We start from the raw sequence: 16867 nt of genomic DNA on the forward strand, positions 1-16867 counted from the left end.
AGCGCCGACTTTGTCCGAGACCCAAGCCATCGCCACCCGCAGGACGCGGCAGTCGCAGCACACCCTGCTGCGGTTCCTCGCCCGCAGGGCCGTGACGAGCGTCATCCTGCTGTTCGGGATCGTGCTGGTCACCTTCTCCCTCACCGTGATCGTGCCCGGCGACCCGGTGCGCGCCGCCCTCGGCGAGGGCGCATCGTCGAACCCCGCCACGGTCGCCGCGTTCCGGGAGAAGTACGGGCTCGATCAGCCCGTCTGGATCCGGTTCTTCCGCTACGTGGGCAACCTGCTGCAGGGCGACCTCGGCACGTCGATGACCACGGGCCGACCGGTCTCGGCCGACCTCGCCAAGGCCGTGCCGGCGACCGGGGAGATCGCCTTCTACGCGATCATCGTGAGCCTGGCCGTCGCCGTCGTGCTCGGCACGCTCGCCGCCTACCGCCGGGGCAAGGCCACGGATCAGGTGGTGCGGGTGGTGACCCTGATCGGGCTCAGCATCCCCACGTTCTGGATGGCGATCCTCTGCTACCAGCTGTTCTTCATGAACCTGCACTGGGTTTCGGGATCCGGACGGATCTCCCCCACCATCACCCCGCCGCCGCGGATCACCGGCTTCTACACGATCGACTACCTCCTCAACGGGGACTCGGTCGGGTTCTTCGACGCGACCAGCCACCTGGCGCTCCCGGTGCTGGTGCTCAGCCTGTTCACGATCGCGACCCTCACCCGGTTCGTGCGCACCTCGGTGCTCGAGGTGCTGGACATGGACTACGCCCGCGCCGCCCGGGCGAAGGGCCTGAGCGGCCGCCGGGTCGTCGTCGGCTACGTGCTGCGCGGGGCGGCCCTGCCGATCCTGACCCTCGTCGGCATCGCGTTCGGCAGCCTGCTGTCGGGCACCGTGCTCGTCGAGGCGGTGTTCGCCTGGCCGGGCCTCGGAACCTACGCCTACAACGCGTCGAAGAACCTCGACCTGCTGGCCGTCACCGGCGTCGGCCTCGTGGTCGGCGTCATCTACCTCGTCATCAACCTCGTCGTCGACGTGCTCTACGGCGTCCTGGATCCGCGAGTGAGGCTTTCGTGAACCTCGTCATCCCCGAGAAGCTCGCGCCGAAGCGCCGCAAGCCCTGGCTGCCGCGCGCCTGGCGCACCCCGCTCGCCCTGGTCGGCACCGTGATCGCGCTGGTCTGGATCCTCGTCGCGATCCTGGCCCCCTGGATCGCCCCGCACGACCCGCTCGCGCAGGACCTCCCGCGTCTCGCGGCCCCGAGCGGCGAGGCGATCATGGGCACCGACGTCAACGGTCGTGACGTGTTCTCGCGCCTGCTGCTCGGCGCGCAGACCACGATCCCCCTCGCGCTCATGCTCGTCGTCTGCGCCATGGTCGTGGGCACGATCGTCGGCGCCGTCGCGGGCTACCTCGGCGGCTGGTTCGACGAGGTGCTCATGCGCATCACCGACATGGTCATGGCGTTCCCGACCGTGATCCTCGCGATGGTCATCGCCGCGTCCCTCGGCCCGTCGATCATGAACGCGGTCATCGCCGGCATCATCGTGGCCTGGCCGCCCTACGCCCGCATCACCCGCTCGCTCGTGCTCGGCCTGCGCACGCAGAACTACGTGATCGCGGGAAGGCTCCTCGGATCCTCGCCGCTGCGCTCGCTTCTTCGCGACGTGCTGCCGAACATCGCCGGCCCGGTGCTCGTGCTCGCCTCGCTCGACATCGGCACCGCGATCCTGCTGCTCTCGGGCCTCTCGTTCCTCGGTCTCGGCGCCCAGCCGCCGACGCCCGAGTGGGGCACGATGATCGCCGCGGCCATGCAGAACACCTCCGCCTGGTGGCTGGGGCTGTTCCCCGGCCTCGCGATCCTCAGCATCGTGATGGCGTTCAACTTCATCGGCGACTCGCTGCGCGACGCCCTCGACCCGCTCGCCGCCCGCGAGCGCGAGGCCGAGGCGCCCACCGCCGTGTCGGCCGCCGCCGCGACCGGGGAGGTGGTCCCGTGAGCGCCGCACTCGCGATCCGCGATCTGCATGTCGAGCTCGGGCAGAGCAGGAGCCGTCGCACCGAGGTCGTCAAGGGCATCTCGCTCGACCTGGTGCCGGGGCGCATCCAGGGACTCGCGGGCGAGTCCGGTTCGGGCAAGAGCATGACCGCGATGGCGGTGCTCGGCCTGCTCCCCGCCGGCGGCTCCGCATCGGGATCGATCCTCCTCGGCGGCGACACCGAGCTCGTCGGGATGACCGGCCGCGCGTACCGGAAGGTGCGCGGCAAGCGCGTCGGGATGGTGTTCCAGGATCCCTCGGCGAGCCTGCACCCGCAGATCACCGTCGGCTCCCAGCTCGCCGACGGCATGCGCGCCCACCTCGGCCTCTCGCGCGCAGAGGCCCGCACGCGCGCTGCCGAACTGCTCGCCCTGGTGCGCGTGCCGGAGCCGGAGGAGGCGCTGCGGAAGTACCCGCACCAGTTCTCCGGCGGCCAGCGTCAGCGCATCGCGATCGCGATCGCCCTCGCCTGCGAGCCCGAGGTGCTGCTCGCCGACGAGCCCACCACGGCCCTCGACGTGACCGTGCAGGCGGGCATCCTGCACCTGCTGCGCGATCTCGCCACCGAGCGCGATCTCGCCGTGCTCCTCGTCACCCACGATCTCGGCGTGATGAGCGCGATCGCCGACGAGGTCGCGGTGATGCGGGGCGGGCTGATCGTCGAATCCGGATCCCGGCAGCAGATCTTCCAGGATCCGCAGCACCCCTACACGCGCGAGCTGCTCGACGCGATGCCCGATGCGCAGGACTCGCTCGTGGACGGTCCTGCCGCAGGCTCCACGACCGCCGAGCCGGAGGAGAACCGATGAGCGATCAGAAGCCGGTGCTGCACGTCGACTCGCTCGTCGTCGAGTACGGCGGACGCGCGGCGTTCCGCGCGGTCGACGGCGTGAGCTTCGACATCGCGAGCGGAGAGGTGCTCGCCCTGGTCGGCGAGAGCGGCTGCGGCAAGTCCTCCACCGCGCGCGCGGTGATCGGCATGGAGAAGCCCGCGGGCGGGACGGTGCTCTACCGCGACCGTCCCGTGCAGCCGCTCGGGATGCGCACGAGGCCCGCCGAGCTCACGGCGATCCAGATGGTGTTCCAGGATCCGAACTCCTCGCTCAACCCGCGGATCAGGGTCGCGCAGCAGATCGCCGAGGGATCCAGGGCGGCTCGCGCCCGGGGCCTCGACACCGAGGCGCCGTCGCACTGGCTGAACGCCGTCGGCCTCTCCCCCGCACTGGAGAACCGCTACCCGTACCAGCTCTCGGGCGGGCAGCGTCAGCGCGTCGCGATCGCCCGCGCGCTCGCCGCGAAGCCCGACCTCATCGTGGCGGACGAGCCGATCTCGGCGCTGGACGCGTCGGCTCAGGCCTCGGTGGCCGCGATGATGCGCGAGCTCTGCGTCGCCTCGGGCGCCGCGATGCTGTTCATCTCGCACGACCTCTCCGTGGTGCGGCTGATGGCCGACCGCGTCGCCGTTATGTACCGCGGGCGGATCGTCGAGTCCGGCGCCACCCCGGTCGTGTGGGCGAACCCCGTGCACCCCTACACCGAGGCCCTGCTGGACGCGATCCCGCACCCCGACGGCGAGGGCGTGCTGCCCGCCGCGCCGGCATCGGAGGCGCCGTCGTCGTGGCGCGTGGACATCCCCGAGGCGCTCGACCGCGTGCGCTGAGGCGCAGGCCGAGTCGGAAGGCCGCGTCATCGGCCCCGGCGCGGGGCTATCATGACGGTGCTATCCCATTCGTCAGCCCGGGTGCAGGGAGGCGCCGATGACGGTTGCAGCGGCTGCCGCTCTTCTCGAGGATCGCGCCGTTCCGCTGCTGCAGGGAACGAGCGACCATGATCGGGTCGTCGAGCTGTGCACGGGGTCGCTCCGCCCGCATGCGCTCCTCGTCGGAGGGGCGCATGCGCATCTGCACACGTCCCTCAGCTCGGCGCCGGTCGCGACGAGCTCGGTCAACCGGCTGCGCTACGGGGCGCCGGTCACCGTCCTCCCGGCGGGACCGGAGGAGGAGACATTCCTCTTCGTGATGCCGCTCGGTGGCGCCGGCGAGCTCCGTTACGGAGCGCAGGAGACCACCGCCCGAGCAGGAGCGCTGTACGTCGTCGGTCCCTATGAGCCGTTCCGCTTCGATTTCTCCGCCGCATACGACCAGATCGTCGTCCGCATCCCCCGGGCCACAGTCGAGCGGATCGCAGGCCTGGAGTCCGGAACGAGGCGGAAGGTGGAGGTGCCGCTGGAGGCGACGGCGTCATCCGCCGCCTTCATCAGCCTGCTGGGCAGCGGGTTGTCGCTTCCGCTGGACAGCCCGCACGGAGGGCGGATGGCGTCGCAGATCGAGGAACTGCTCGTCGAAGCGGTCCTTGCGCCCTACGCGGCGGATCAGCAGACTCCGGCCCGGGGGACGCACTCCGCTCGCACCGTGGCCGCTGCCCAGGAGCACATACTGGAGAACCTCGCAGAGCCGCTCAGCCTCACGTCTGTCGCGATGTCGTGCGGAGTGAGCGTGCGTACACTCCAAGCCGCCTTCCGCCGCGAGTTGGATACCAGCCCGGGCGCCTGGATCCGCGCGCAGCGCCTGGAACGGGTGCATCGCGCGCTATCGGAGGCGCGGCCGGATGAGGCGTCGGTGAGCACGATCGCGCATCAGTACGGCTTCCTGCACCTCGGTGACTTCGCCGCGCAGTTCCACACGCGATTCGGTGTGCTCCCGTCCGCGGTCCTGCGCGAGAAGAGCATCTGAGCACGACCTCGAGACGGCCGCACACCGCAGATCGTCGCAGCTCCGGACGAGCCTGCACGAACCCGATATCGGCGTGCGCGAATCCGATGGTCCGCTCCTTCAGGTCGATCGAGACTGAAGCTCCGGTGCGTGCAGCAGACGTCTCGCACCCCGACGAAGGAGCACACGATGAGGTTTGTCCTGGTACACGGCGCCTGGCACTACGGCGAGCTCTGGGCCGACGTGAAGGCGCACCTGGAGGCGGCGGGGCACGAGGTGCATACGCCGACCGCCGGTGGTCTGGGCGCGGACGACGACAAGCACGTCGGTCTGCGCGAGGCGTCGGCCCCGATCATCGACCATCTCGTGCGCAACGACCTGCGGGATGTCGTCCTCGTCGGCCACAGCTGGGGTGGCTATCTGATCTCCCGGGTCGCGATCGAGGTGCCGGAGAGGATCCGCCGCCTGGTCTACTTCGCGGCGTTCGTGCCGGAGCACGGAAAGGCGCTCGTCGACGAGATCCCGCCGGCCCTCGTCGGCGCCTTGCAGGCGAGCGCGGCCGAGCGTGGTGACGGCGGGGTCGTTCTGCCGTTCCCGGTGTGGCGCGACGCGTTCTTCAACGACGGCACGCTCGAGCAGGCCCAGGCGGTGTACGACGTGCTGCGCCCGCAGCCGTTCGGGGCATTCACCGACCCCGCCGACATGACGGGATGGGAGAACGTCACGCCGGCGCGCAGCTACCTCGCGCCGTACGAGGACAACGACATCACGCAGGGCGAGTGGGGACGCCACCCGCGCCTGTCGAACCGGCTGGGCGTCTTCCGGCTGATCGGCATGTCGGGCAGTCACGAGGTGCTGCTCACCGACCCCGAGCTCACGGCGCGGAAGTTCATCGAGGCCGGTCGCGACTGATGCCGACGGTTTCGCTGCTGCAGATCGCCAGCCCGGATGACGAGACGACCGCCGAGCGGATCGTGCGTGTCGAGGAGATGCTCACGCAGAATCCGGGCGCGGACCTGTACGTCCTTCCCGAGCTCTGGAACGTCGGCTACTTCGCTTTCGACCGCTACGAGGAAGGCGCGGAATCCCTGAACGGCCCCACGGCGGAGATGGTGCGCGGAGTCGCTCGGCGCCTCGGCGCCTGGATCCACCTCGGAAGCATCGTCGAGCGAGGCCGGGGCGGGCAGCTGCACAACACCGCCGTCCTGGTGGATCCGCAGGGCCGGATCGCTCAGGTGTACCGCAAGATCCACGTGTTCGGCCATGACTCCCTGGAGGCGGAGCTGCTCACCCCCGGTGACGCCCTGAGTGTCGTGGACAGCCCGGTCGGCCGCCTTGCGAGCACCACCTGCTACGACCTGCGCTTTCCGGGGCTCTGGCAGCAGGTCAGCGCACGCGGGGCCGAGACCTCGGTGATCCCTGCCGCATGGCCGGCGGCCAGGATCGAGCACTGGTGCCTCCTCACGACGTCACGTGCGGTGGAGCATCAGTCCTGGGTCCTGGCGGCGAACGGCTGCGGGACACAACGCGGGGTCGAGCTCGGTGGTCGCAGTCGGCTCGTGGATCCCCGTGGAACCGTCGTGATCGAGTGCGACGACGCAGAGCAGATCGTCACCGCGGACGTCGACACCGGGCTCACCGCCGCCACTCGCTCGTCGTTCCCGGTGCTCGCTGACCGGCTGGCGGAGTATGCAGCGCTCTCCCACGCGTCAGGAGCAGAGTCATGAGTCTCGTCCTCGAGGTGATCCAGGGCGGCACGATCACCCTGTCCGGGTTTCGTGCGGTCGTGGCGGGCTACACCGGCCGCGACGCGGCGGCGGTGCAGCACCACATCGACGAGCTGGCCGCCATCGGGATCCCCGCGCCGCCCGTGGTTCCCATGTTCTATCCGATGCCGACGGAGGTGGTAACCACCGCGACCGTCCTTGCGACGTCCACGGATGCGCTCACGAGCGGCGAGGTCGAGCCGGTGTACATCCGTCACCGGGGCGCGTTCTACCTCGGCGTCGGCTCCGACCATACCGATCGAGACCTCGAGCGTTCGGACATACCGGCGTCCAAGCGAGCCTGTCCGAAGCCGATCGGCCCCACCGTCCTCCGGATCGACGACTTCGAGGCGCTCGACCTCGACGGCGCCCTCGCGGTGTCGACGGTCGACGACGTGCCGTACCAGCGGGGGAAGCTCGACGCGCTCCGCCGGCCCGCCGACGTCGTCGGCCTGCTCCTCGACCGGCTCGGTCTCGAGGGGGAGGACTTCGTGTGCTTCGGCGGGACGATACCGCTTCTGGACGGTCGATTCTCCTCGGGCCGCGCCTGGGGCATCGAGATCGCACTCGGCGCGGGAAAGCGACTCACGCATCACTACTCGATGGAAGGAACGGGACGATGAGAACCGGAGCAGAGTATCTGGCAGGCCTCGATGACGGCCGGACCGTCATCCTCGACGGCAAGGTCGTCGAGGACGTGGGGGCGCATCCCGCGTTCGCGGGAATCCGCACGACGATCGCCGAGCTCTTCGACATCGCCGCTGAGCCTGCTCGCGGGATGCAATACCAGGCGCCGGAGACGGGTGAGACCGCCAACCTGGTGTTCTCGGCACCGCGGTCGCAGGCCGATCTCGATGCCCGTAGACAGGCCGTGCAGACGTGGGCGAAGCACACCCACGGCTGGGTCGGGCGCAGCCCCGACCACGTCGGCACGTTCTTCGCGGGCTTCGCTGCGCACCCTGAGGTGTTCGCCGGTGTCGAGGGCGACGACCGCGACTACGCCGGCAACGTGCGGCGCTACTACGAGCGGATCCTGCGCGAGAACCTCTACGTCACGTATGCGATCATCCCCCCGCAGGTGTCCCGGGCGACGACCGCTTCCGGTTGGGAGGGGGACTTCCTGCAGGTCGGCGTCGTAGAGGAGCGCGAAGGCGGGCTGGTCATCCGCGGATCGCAGATGCTCGCGACCGGGGCCCCGGTCGCCGACGAGGTCTTCGTCACCTGCATCAAGCCGCTCGGTCCTGACGACACCGACTTCGCGATCAGCTTCGCCCTTCCGGCCGCCACGCCCGGCATGAAGATGTACTGTCGGCGTCCGTACTCGACGACCGCGACCAGCGACTTCGACTATCCCCTCACGTCGCGCTACGACGAGCACGACGTGCTCATGGTGTTCGACGACGTGCTGGTGCCGTGGGACCGCGTGTTCATCAATCGCAATCTCGATGCCCTCCGACGCCAGTTCTTCGACACGGGCGCACACGCCCTGGGCAACTGGCAGGCCCAGACCCGGCTCACCGTCAAGCTGCAGTTCATCGCAGCCGTCGCACGCAAGGTCACGCAGGTCAACGGCACCGACCGGATTCCCGGCGTGCAGGAGAGGCTGGGCGAACTCGCCGCGATCGTCTCCTGCGTCGAGTCTGCTCTACTCGCCGCCCAGATGACAGCGGCCCCGGACGACAGCGGTCTCTACGTGCCGGGACGACGGGCGCTCTACGGAATCATGGGCCTGCAGTCGGAGACCTACCCCAGGGCGATCCAGATCCTTCGCGATCTCGTCGGCGGCGGGGTCATGCAGCTCCCTTCGAGCGTGGAGGATCTCCGCAGCGACCTCACCCGCGCCGATGTGGAGCGCTACATCCAATCGCCCGGCGTCTCGAGTGAGGAGCGGGTCAAGCTCTTCAAGCTCGCCTGGGACATCATCGGCTCCGAGTTCGCAGGCCGGCATCAGCAGTACGAGCTCTTCTATGCGGGCGCCCCGTTCGTGGTCAAGGGAGCGTACACGTACCGCAACTTCGGTTACGAGGCACTCGTCGCCGAACTGGATGAGTTCCTCGCCGGATATGGTGCGGGAATTCCCGAGGAGGTGGTGCACGATGCCTAAGCCGGAGTTCGAGTTCGGGCCGGTCGACCGGATCCCGCACACCGACTGCTTCCCGCACATCGAGGGGCTCTCGGAGCAGATCCTGGCGAGGGACAGCGACAGTGACGCGGTGACCAGGATCCTCACCTTCGCACCGGGCGCGGACACGTCGCCGAACGGGGCGCTCGCGCACGACTTCTGGGAGGAGGTGTTCATCTTTGAGGGTTCCTTCACGGATCTGCGCCTGGGCCGCGACTTCCAGGCGGGTGACTGGGCGACCCGTCCTCCCGGGATGGAGCACGGCCCCTGGCGCTCGGAGCACGGTGCCCGCATGTTCGAGGTGCGCTACTACCGCCGGGGAGACGCCGCACGGGAGACCGCAGCATGAGCCGTCTCGGGAAGTACGTCGATGATCCGGATCCCCTGCAGATGCGTCGCTCGATGGGTCGGCTGCTCAGCGGCGTCTCCGTCGTGACCGCGGTCGATCGGGCCGGCGATCGGCACGGCATGACGATCAGCTCCCTGGGGTCCATCAGCCTGGCACCGCCCATCGTCATGATCGCGCTGAACTTCGACACGCGCACCGGCGTCGCGCTGCAGGAGACCGGTCGCTTCGCGGTCTCGATCCTCGGCGAGAAGCAGGAGGCGATCGCCCGGCGATTCGCGGTGCCGGGCGGCGAGCGATTCGAGGGCGGCGAGTTCGAGGAGGCGCCGTGCGGGATCCCGGTCGTGGCCGAGGCGCTCGTCCAGTTCGAATGCGAGGTGCACGGCCGGGACGTCGTCGGCGATCATGAGGTGTCTTTCGGCCGTGTCGTCGCCGCGCGGTTCCGCGAAGGCGCTCCGCTCGGCTTCCTCGGCGGACGCTTCGGCGCGTTCCAGGACTTCGGGCACGAGATGCTTCCCTGGTCCTTCTGATCGGCGACCGCCGGGACCACTCCGTGCTGCGCCCCCGGGGCTTCGCCCGCCTGGGTCAGTCCAGGGCGGGCGTCAGCTCGTGCGGCGTGGTGTTGAGGTTCGTGCACCCGTCGGCGGTGACGACCACGATGTCCTCGATGCGGGAGCCCCACTGCCCGGGGAAGTAGATCCCCGGCTCGATGCTGAATGCCATGCCCTCACGCAGGGGCAGGGCGTTGCCGGGCGCGATGTACGGCTCCTCGTGCGTCGTGACGCCGATGCCGTGGCCGGTGCGGTGCAGGAACGCCTCCGCCAGCCCCTCAGCGGCGAGCACGTCGCGGGCGGCGGCGTCGACCTGCTCGGCGGTGACGCCGGGGCGCACCGCGTCGACGGCGGCCTGCTGGGCCCGCACGAGCACGGCGATCCTGCGCGCGGTCTCGGGATCCGGGGTGCCGACCGCGTAGGTGCGGGTGCTGTCGGAGTTGTAGCCGCTGGGAACCGCGCCGCCGATGTCGACCACCACGATGTCGCCGTCCTGGATCACGCGATCCGACACTTCGTGGTGCGGATCGGCGCCGTTCGGGCCCGAGGCGACGATCACGAACTCGACCGTGCGGTGCCCCTCCTCGACGAGCGCTGCGGCGATGTCGGCCGCGACCTCGCGCTCGGTGCGTCCGGCGCGCAGGAGGCCGGGCACGCGGCGGTGCACGGCGTCGATGGCGTCGCCGGCGCGGCGCAGCTCGGCGATCTCGGCCGCGTCCTTGATCATGCGGCTCTCGCGCAGCACGGGCGTCGCGAGTTCGGGGCGGGCATCCAGACGCGTCGTCAGCGGAACCACGTGCAGTGCCGGGAGGGCATCGGCGACGCCGAACCGCGAGACGGATCCGCCCATCGCCGCGGTCACGAGGGCATACGGATCCTCGCCGTCCACCCAGTCCGCCACGGCGAGTCCCAGCGCGCCGACCGCGGTGTCGCGCACCTTCGCGAGCTCCATGCGCGGCACGACGACCGTCGGTTCCCCCGTCGCGGGGATCACGAGCGCCGTGAGCCGCTCGATCGTGTCGCCCTCCACGCCGGCGAGATAGGTCAGATCCGGACCCGGCCCCACGACGATGGCGTCGAAGCCGGCCTCGGCGGTCAGGGCGCGGGCGCGGTCGAGACGGGCGGCGTACACGGAGGCGGGGAACGGGGTGCTCACCCCTCCACGCTAGGCGGCGTGCGCCCGCGTGCGCCAGGATCCCGAGGCCGGTCTTCCGAACTCAGGATGAACTGCGGAAAACAGCCGATTTCGAGGCGGAATCGTCTGTTCCTGCACTTGTGGCCTGAGTTAGGACGGACACTTGTGCGCTCGTCGGGCCGGCTCGACACGCCGATGCCGATGGCGGGCGGTGCAGCCCACCGGACGACACGCCGCACGAGGCGCGGTCACGCGAGCGCGATGCCCGACTCCTCGAGGCGGGCGCGGACGCGCTCCACGTCGTCGTCGCCGGGGAGCTCGCCCAGCACCCTCATCATGAGCACCTGCGCGTCGACGAGGGAGACATCGGGATCCGCCCCGGTCTGCGCCGCCACGGCCTCGCAGACCTCCTGCACCTCGTCGTCGGTGAGCCGACGGCGCAGCAGGGCCAGGATCGGCACCCGATCCTGCGCGGGGATGCCGTCGGGGTACCCGGCTCCCAGCCAGCGCAGCGCCTGCGCGATCGGGTTCGGGGCGGTCGCATCGACGGAACCGGCCGTGGTGCCGGCACCGGCACCGGGCGCGCCGGCAGCAGCGTCTGCGACGTTCTCGCGAGCGGCGACGATCCGCTGCGCCCTCGTGCTCAGCGGCACCCCGCGGGCAGCCAGGTGCGCGGCGACGCGACGGACCTCGTCCTCGCCCGGGTTCGCCGCGGTGATCTCGGCGATCGCCGCGCGGATCTGCGAGACGCGCACCGGATCGGTCTCCTGCCGGGCGAGCGCGGCGACGACGTCGGCGAGCTCCTCCGCGGTGAGAGTGCGGTGCAGGAGGGCGAGCAGCGGGCTGTAGTCCTTGGGCGGCACGCCTTCGGGGTAGCCCGCGCGCAGCCAGTCGAGGACGCGGCTGAGGACGCTGCCGCTCATTTCCCCACCCCGAACAGGGAGATCCCGAAGTAGTGGTAGATGCTCAAACGGGTGATGAAGAGCACTCCGGCCAGGACGACCGCGATGACGATCGCGAACAGGATCCAGCCCGCCACGGTGAGCACAGGGCGCCGGGTTCCCGGAGCCTCCCCGTCGACCTCGCCGGTGCCGGCAGACTGGAGTCGCATGCCGAGTGCGAACAGGGCGGGCAGCCCCGCCCCGAACAGCAGGCCGACCAGCAGGACGCGCCCGGCGGAGAGCGCCATCTGCGCGATGTCGAAGTTCATCTCATGCGTCCTTCGGTTCAGGCCGTCGCGCCCTGCGCGGCGGCGTTCGGCGCGAGGGATCCGTCCCACTCGGCGTTGACGTTGTGGTGGTCGACCTTCTGGCGGCGGCTGCGCAGGTACATCAGCGCGGCGGCCGCGAGCAGCAGCACGAACACGGTGATGGCGCCGGCGAGACCGCCGATGCCGTGGGCGAGGAAGAAGCACAGCGCCCCCACCACGCCCGCTGCCGGCATCGTGATCAGCCACGCGGTGACCATGCGGCCGGCGATGCCCCAGCGCACCTGGGCGCCGGGGCGCCCCACGCCGGATCCGAGGATCGACCCGGTCGCGACGTGCGTGGTGGACAGCGCCATCCCCATCGAGCTCGAGGTGAGGATGATCGCGGCCGACGACGCCTCGGCGGCGAGGCCCTGCGGCGACTCGATCTCGACGAGGCCCTTGCCCAGGGTGCGGATGATCCGCCAGCCGCCGAGGTAGGTGCCCAGCGCGATGGCCGCGCCGCAGCTGACGATGATCCAGATCGGCAGCCCCTCGGCGAGGATCTGGTCCCCGGTCAGGGTGCCGTGCGCGATGAGCGCGAGCGCGATCACGCCCATCGTCTTCTGCGCATCGCCGGTGCCGTGCGCGAGGGAGACCAGCGACGCGGTGCCGATCTGGCCCCAGCGGAATCCGGCCTCGCGGTGCTTCGCGTGCACGGTGCGGGTGAGCCGGTAGACGAGCCAGGTGCCGACCGCCGCGACGACGCCGGCGATGACCGGCGAGAGCACCGCGGGAACGATGATCTTGCCGACGATCCCGGCCCAGTTGACGGTGGCGGCACCCGCGATCCCCGCCCCGATGAGTCCGCCGAACAGCGCGTGCGACGAGCTCGAGGGCAGCCCGAGCAGCCAGGTGAGCAGGTTCCACAGGATGCCGCCGACGAGCCCCGCGAAGATGATGATCATCGCCGCCTCCGGGGAGAGCCCCGGGACCAGGTCGCCGTTCGGCCCCTGGATCGTGAGCACGTCCTTGGTGATGGTCGCCGCGACCTCGACCGAGAGGAAGGCGCCGACGAGATTCAGCACCGCGGAAAGCGCCACCGCGACCTTGGGCTTCAGCGCGCCGGTGGCGATGGACGTCGCCATCGCGTTGCCCGTGTCGTGGAAACCGTTGGTGAAGTCGAATCCGAGGGCGGTCACGACCACCAGGACGAGGATCAGCACTTCGGCGCTCATGGTCGTCAGCTTCGCGCGGCCCAGCCCCGCCGACGGCCGGTTTCCCGCACTCGACCGCCAGAGTTCACTCGGCGTTAAGACGGCGATCGGATCGGATCCCATCGCGCGCATAGGCGTCGGGCGTAGCGTCGTCGCGGCCCGCCGCGGGTGGTGCCGCATCCGCACCGGACGACGAGGGGAGAGCGCGTGCCTCCCATCCCCGTCTTCCTCGGCACCTGGAGCGTGGATCCCGCCGCGCTCGTCGTGCTCGTCATCGCCGCCGGGCTCTATCTCGGCGGTGTCGCGGTACTGCGGCGGCGCGGGCACCGCTGGCCGCTGCGGCTGACGCTGATGTACCTCCTGCTGGGCCTCGGCTCCTATGCGGTCGTGTCCTTCGGCTTCCTCGGCACGTGGAGCCCGGAGCTGCGCTGGGCGTTCTCGACCCGGATCGCACTCCTGCTGTTCGTCGTGCCGGTCCTGATCACCCTGGGCCGACCGGTGTCCCTGGCCCGCGCCGTGCTCTCGGCGGGTCCTCGCGCCCGGGTGAACGGGTTCCTGCGCTCCTGGCTCGCGAGGTTCTTCGGCAACGCGATCATGGCGCCGGTGTTCACCTGCCTCGTCTTCTCGGTGTTCTTCACGCCGCTGTCCGCGGTGCTGCGGTTCTCTCCGGTCGCCGAGGGCGCGATCTCGGCCCTCGTCCCGGTGCTCGGCCTGCTCATGGTGCTGCCGATGGCCGCGCACACGGTCGCGCGCACGAGCCTGTTCATCGTGGCCGAGTTCCTGTTCGCGTTCGTGGAGCTCGTGCTCGACGCCATCCCGGGCGTGCTGCTGCGGCTGGGCACGGTCGTGTTCGACCAGGCCGGATCCTGGCCCGGGACGCTGCCGCTCTGGTTCCCGAATCCGCTGCGGGATCAGCAGCTCTCCGGCGACTTCCTCTGGTTCATCGCCGAGATCGTCGACGTGCCGATCTTGGTGATCCTGATGATGCGGTGGATCCGGTCCGACCGGCGCGAGTCCCGCAGCATGGACGAGCTCAGCGACGAGGAGATGGCCGAGCTCACGGCCGCACACCTGCGCGGGGAATGACGGCTCCCGGTCCCGGCTCAGGCGGCGGGGGCGGCGGTGCGGATGCGCTCGCCGAGGAAGGCGAGGTCCTCCGGTGTGAGCGCGGTCACCGCGTAGGAGACGGGCCACACGGTCCCGTCGTCGAGCTGCGCCGGCCACTCGAACTCGAACGTGGCGTAGCGCACCTTGAACTTCGCCTTGGGCTTGAAGAAGCAGACGACCTTGCCCGCGGCGTTCGCCCAGGCCGGCATGCCGTAGTAGGTCTTGGGCACGAGGTGCGGCGCGTTCTCGGAGACCAGCCGGTGCAGGGCGGTGGCGAGGGATCCGTCCTCCTCGTCCATCTCCGCGATCTTGGCCAGCACGTCGGCCTCCCCGGCGGCGCGCAGCTCCTCCGGCGAGGCCTTCTTGCGCGCGACGCGCGTGCGGCTCTCCTTCGCGGCCTCCTTGACGGCGGCCCGTTCGAAATCGGTCAGCACGGGTGCGGTGTTCTCGGTCATGGCATCCTCCGTTCGTCCGACCCGGGATTCGGGTCGCCCCTCAGCCTAGGAAGGCGTCGGCGGGCGTGCTTCTTCAGAACTGATCGATCCGCCTGCCCTCTCCTCGCGGACGGGAAACCTGCCACGATGGGCGCATGACGACGCTGTTCACGGGCCGGATCCGGCCGCTCTCCGCTGCCGCTCCCGCTCTCGTCGAGGCGATGCTCGTCGACGACGACGGACGCATCGTCGCGGTCGGCGCCGCGGCGGACCTCGCCGCGCAGGATCCCGCGGCCGAGCGCGTGGCGCTGGACGGCTGGGCCATGCCGGGGCTCATCGAGCCGCACGGGCACCCCGGCACCGCCGCGGTGCTGCTCTCGGACCGCGTGCTCGATCTGCGGCCTGTCGTCGTGCCGGGCGCCGACGGGGTGATGGCCGCGCTGCGGGCGGCGCTCGCCGCCGCAGACGGCGCACCCGTGTATGCGAACGGGTGGGACGCCCTGCTGCAGCGCGGCCTGCTGGATCCCGACCTGCGCCTGCTCGACGAGCTCGCCGGATCCACCCCGCTCGTCATCGTGCACAACTCGGGGCACTCGGCGTACTTCAACACCGCGGCCGCCCGCCTCGCCGGACTGGACCGCTCCACGCCCGACCCGGTGGGAGCGTCGTTCGGCCGCACCGCGGACGGTGAGCTGAACGGGGTCGCCCTCGAGGCCGGCGCGGTCGAACGCGTCGCCGCCCCGTTGCTGCAGGCCGCGCAGGCCGACATCGTCGAGCTGCTCGGCGCGCACTTCGCCGACCTCTCCCGCCGGGGGATCACCACGGTGGCCGATCTCAGCTGGAACCCCGCGCTCTCCCCCGCCGTCGATGCACTCCGCGCCGCCGGCCGCATGCCGCTGCGGCTGCGCTGGTACGAGATGTCCCGTCCCGGTGGGACGCCGGCCCCGCACCCGGGACGGCGGGGAGGGAACGAAGAGTCCCTCCCCGAGGACGCGGTGATGCGCCAGGTCGGGGTCAAGACCTGGACCGACGGATCCCCGTGGATCGGCAACATCGCCACGAGCTTCCCCTATCTCGACACCGCGGCCACCCGCGACCTCGGTCTGCCGCCGGGGCACCGCGGCGCCTCCAACTACACCGCAGAGCAGCTGCACGCGATCGCGGAGCCCTCCGCGGCGGCCGGCTGGCAGCTGGCCTGCCACGCGCACGGCGATCTGGCGGTCGATGAGACGCTCGACGTCTACGAGCGACTGATCCGCGATCACGGCCTGGTCGACCATCGCTTCCGGCTCGAGCACGTCGGGGCGATGACGCCCGCGCAGTTCGCGCGCGCGGCAGCCCTCGGGGTCACGGTCAGCCTCTTCGTCGATCACATCACCTACTGGGGGGAGGTGCTCGTGGACGATCTGTTCGGCCCGGAGCGCGGCGGCGCCTGGGCCGACGCCGGTGCCGCGTTCGCCGCGGGCCACCGGGCGACCTTCCACAACGACGGCTGGGTCACCCCGGCCGAGCCCCTGCGCAACATGGCGGTCGCCGAGATCCGGCGCACGAGGTCCGGCCGGGTCATGCCGGGCGGCACGCCCGTCACGCGCCCCCAGGCGCTCGCCGCGCACACCGGCAACGCCGCATGGCAGCTGTTCAGCGAGCACGAGATCGGATCCCTGGATCCCGGGCTGTTCGCCGACATGGTCGTGCTCGACCGGGATCCGCTGACCGTGCCGGCGGAGGAACTCGCCTCCGCCGAGGTCCGAGAGGTACGTCTCGGGGGACGTCGCGTGACCTGACGACGCCATACCGGCTCACAGCGCCTAGGGTGTGTCTCATGGACATGCGGGTCGCGGCATACGCGGTCATCGTCGACGATGACGACCGGGTGCTGCTGGCGCGCTGGACCGAAGGCCGCCGAGTGTCGTGGACCATGCCGGGCGGCGGCCTCGAAGACGGCGAGGATCCCCAGGTCGCCGCACGCCGCGAGGTGCTGGAGGAGACCGGCTACAAGGTCGTCATCGATGATCTGCTCGGGATCCACTCCCGGGTGATCCCTCCGCGCCGCCGCGTCACGCCCGGCGCGACCGCGCCGCTGCACACGCTGCGCATCGTCTATCGCGCGCGCATCACCGGCGGCCGGCTGCGGTTCGAGAAGAACGGGTCCACGGACATGGCGGCCTGGTATCGGCTGGGTGAGATCGGCGGCCTGCAGCGGGTGCGGCTCGTCGACATCGCGCTGGGGATGGCCGGTCTGACGGCCTGAG

At 70.7% G+C, this 16867-nt stretch carries 19 protein-coding genes; 14 read left to right on the top strand and 5 right to left on the bottom strand.

The features are described 5' to 3' along the window. The first annotated feature begins 10 nt into the window (after positions 1–10). The 11 genes from WFJ01_RS02895 to WFJ01_RS02945 all read left to right on the top strand — a co-directional run bounded on the left by WFJ01_RS02895 (position 11) and on the right by WFJ01_RS02945 (position 9515). The gene (locus WFJ01_RS02895) at positions 11–1078 is read left to right on the top strand and encodes an ABC transporter permease (protein WP_251443871.1); all 1068 of its coding nucleotides are present in this window, start codon (positions 11–13) and stop codon (positions 1076–1078) included. Beyond that, positions 1075–2001 carry an ABC transporter permease gene (locus tag WFJ01_RS02900; RefSeq protein ID WP_295032278.1) on the top strand — a complete coding sequence of 309 codons (927 nt, stop codon included), beginning with the start codon at positions 1075–1077 and terminating at the stop codon, positions 1999–2001. The genes WFJ01_RS02895 and WFJ01_RS02900 overlap by 4 nt, the downstream gene beginning before the upstream one ends. Further along, positions 1998–2849 carry an ABC transporter ATP-binding protein gene (locus WFJ01_RS02905; protein ID WP_295032276.1) on the top strand — a complete coding sequence of 284 codons (852 nt, stop codon included), beginning with the start codon at positions 1998–2000 and terminating at the stop codon, positions 2847–2849. Before WFJ01_RS02900 ends, WFJ01_RS02905 begins: the two co-directional genes overlap by 4 nt. Then, positions 2846–3700: an ABC transporter ATP-binding protein gene (locus WFJ01_RS02910; RefSeq protein ID WP_251443880.1), complete on the top strand. Its 855-nt coding sequence runs from the start codon at positions 2846–2848 to the stop codon at positions 3698–3700. Before WFJ01_RS02905 ends, WFJ01_RS02910 begins: the two co-directional genes overlap by 4 nt. A gap of 97 nt (positions 3701–3797) precedes the next feature. Then, positions 3798–4772 carry an AraC family transcriptional regulator gene (locus WFJ01_RS02915; protein WP_336628148.1) on the top strand — a complete coding sequence of 325 codons (975 nt, stop codon included), beginning with the start codon at positions 3798–3800 and terminating at the stop codon, positions 4770–4772. Positions 4773–4940: 168 nt separating this feature from the next. Continuing rightward, positions 4941–5663, top strand: a complete 723-nt coding sequence (locus WFJ01_RS02920) for an alpha/beta fold hydrolase (RefSeq protein WP_295032272.1) — start codon at positions 4941–4943, stop codon at positions 5661–5663. Then, positions 5663–6478, top strand: coding sequence for a nitrilase-related carbon-nitrogen hydrolase (locus tag WFJ01_RS02925; RefSeq protein ID WP_295032270.1), 816 nt, complete (start codon positions 5663–5665; stop codon positions 6476–6478). The genes WFJ01_RS02920 and WFJ01_RS02925 overlap by 1 nt, the downstream gene beginning before the upstream one ends. Beyond that, positions 6475–7140 (top strand): DUF2848 family protein, encoded by a 666-nt coding sequence (locus tag WFJ01_RS02930; RefSeq protein WP_295032268.1) that lies wholly within the window; start codon positions 6475–6477, stop codon positions 7138–7140. The genes WFJ01_RS02925 and WFJ01_RS02930 overlap by 4 nt, the downstream gene beginning before the upstream one ends. Beyond that, positions 7137–8621 carry a 4-hydroxyphenylacetate 3-hydroxylase family protein gene (locus WFJ01_RS02935; protein ID WP_336628149.1) on the top strand — a complete coding sequence of 495 codons (1485 nt, stop codon included), beginning with the start codon at positions 7137–7139 and terminating at the stop codon, positions 8619–8621. The genes WFJ01_RS02930 and WFJ01_RS02935 overlap by 4 nt, the downstream gene beginning before the upstream one ends. Continuing rightward, positions 8614–8988, top strand: a complete 375-nt coding sequence (locus WFJ01_RS02940; protein WP_295032264.1) for a cupin domain-containing protein — start codon at positions 8614–8616, stop codon at positions 8986–8988. Before WFJ01_RS02935 ends, WFJ01_RS02940 begins: the two co-directional genes overlap by 8 nt. Further along, positions 8985–9515 (top strand): flavin reductase family protein, encoded by a 531-nt coding sequence (locus WFJ01_RS02945; protein ID WP_295032262.1) that lies wholly within the window; start codon positions 8985–8987, stop codon positions 9513–9515. The genes WFJ01_RS02940 and WFJ01_RS02945 overlap by 4 nt, the downstream gene beginning before the upstream one ends. Before the next feature lie 55 nt (positions 9516–9570). Here the strand turns inward: WFJ01_RS02945 and WFJ01_RS02950 are convergent, their stop codons facing one another. From WFJ01_RS02950 to WFJ01_RS02965, 4 genes are all read right to left on the bottom strand, one after another. Then, positions 9571–10692: a M24 family metallopeptidase gene (locus tag WFJ01_RS02950; RefSeq protein ID WP_336628150.1), complete on the bottom strand. Its 1122-nt coding sequence runs from the start codon at positions 10690–10692 to the stop codon at positions 9571–9573. Between the two features lie 227 nt (positions 10693–10919). Beyond that, entirely contained in the window at positions 10920–11594 is a 675-nt protein-coding gene (locus WFJ01_RS02955) for a DUF3349 domain-containing protein (protein ID WP_336628151.1), read from the bottom strand. Beyond that, on the bottom strand, positions 11591–11881 hold the full coding sequence (locus WFJ01_RS02960; protein ID WP_251443888.1) for a hypothetical protein: 291 nt from the start codon (positions 11879–11881) through the stop codon (positions 11591–11593). Before WFJ01_RS02960 ends, WFJ01_RS02955 begins: the two co-directional genes overlap by 4 nt. A 17-nt stretch (positions 11882–11898) precedes the next feature. Then, entirely contained in the window at positions 11899–13095 is a 1197-nt protein-coding gene (locus WFJ01_RS02965) for an inorganic phosphate transporter (protein ID WP_336628152.1), read from the bottom strand. Positions 13096–13281: 186 nt separating this feature from the next. Here WFJ01_RS02965 and WFJ01_RS02970 point away from each other — a divergent pair, with 186 nt between their 5' ends. Further along, entirely contained in the window at positions 13282–14160 is an 879-nt protein-coding gene (locus tag WFJ01_RS02970; RefSeq protein WP_251443894.1) for a cytochrome c oxidase assembly protein, read from the top strand. Between the two features lie 17 nt (positions 14161–14177). Here the strand turns inward: WFJ01_RS02970 and WFJ01_RS02975 are convergent, their stop codons facing one another. After that, positions 14178–14636, bottom strand: a complete 459-nt coding sequence (locus WFJ01_RS02975) for a hypothetical protein (protein ID WP_336628153.1) — start codon at positions 14634–14636, stop codon at positions 14178–14180. 134 nt (positions 14637–14770) lie between these two features. Here WFJ01_RS02975 and WFJ01_RS02980 point away from each other — a divergent pair, with 134 nt between their 5' ends. Beyond that, positions 14771–16399: an amidohydrolase gene (locus WFJ01_RS02980; RefSeq protein ID WP_336628154.1), complete on the top strand. Its 1629-nt coding sequence runs from the start codon at positions 14771–14773 to the stop codon at positions 16397–16399. Positions 16400–16437: 38 nt separating this feature from the next. Continuing rightward, positions 16438–16866: an NUDIX hydrolase gene (locus WFJ01_RS02985; protein WP_251443902.1), complete on the top strand. Its 429-nt coding sequence runs from the start codon at positions 16438–16440 to the stop codon at positions 16864–16866. Position 16867: the final 1 nt, after the last annotated feature.

It is taken from the genome of Microbacterium sp. MMO-35 (genome assembly GCF_037147555.1).
Classification (GTDB): Bacteria; Actinomycetota; Actinomycetes; order Actinomycetales; family Microbacteriaceae; genus Microbacterium.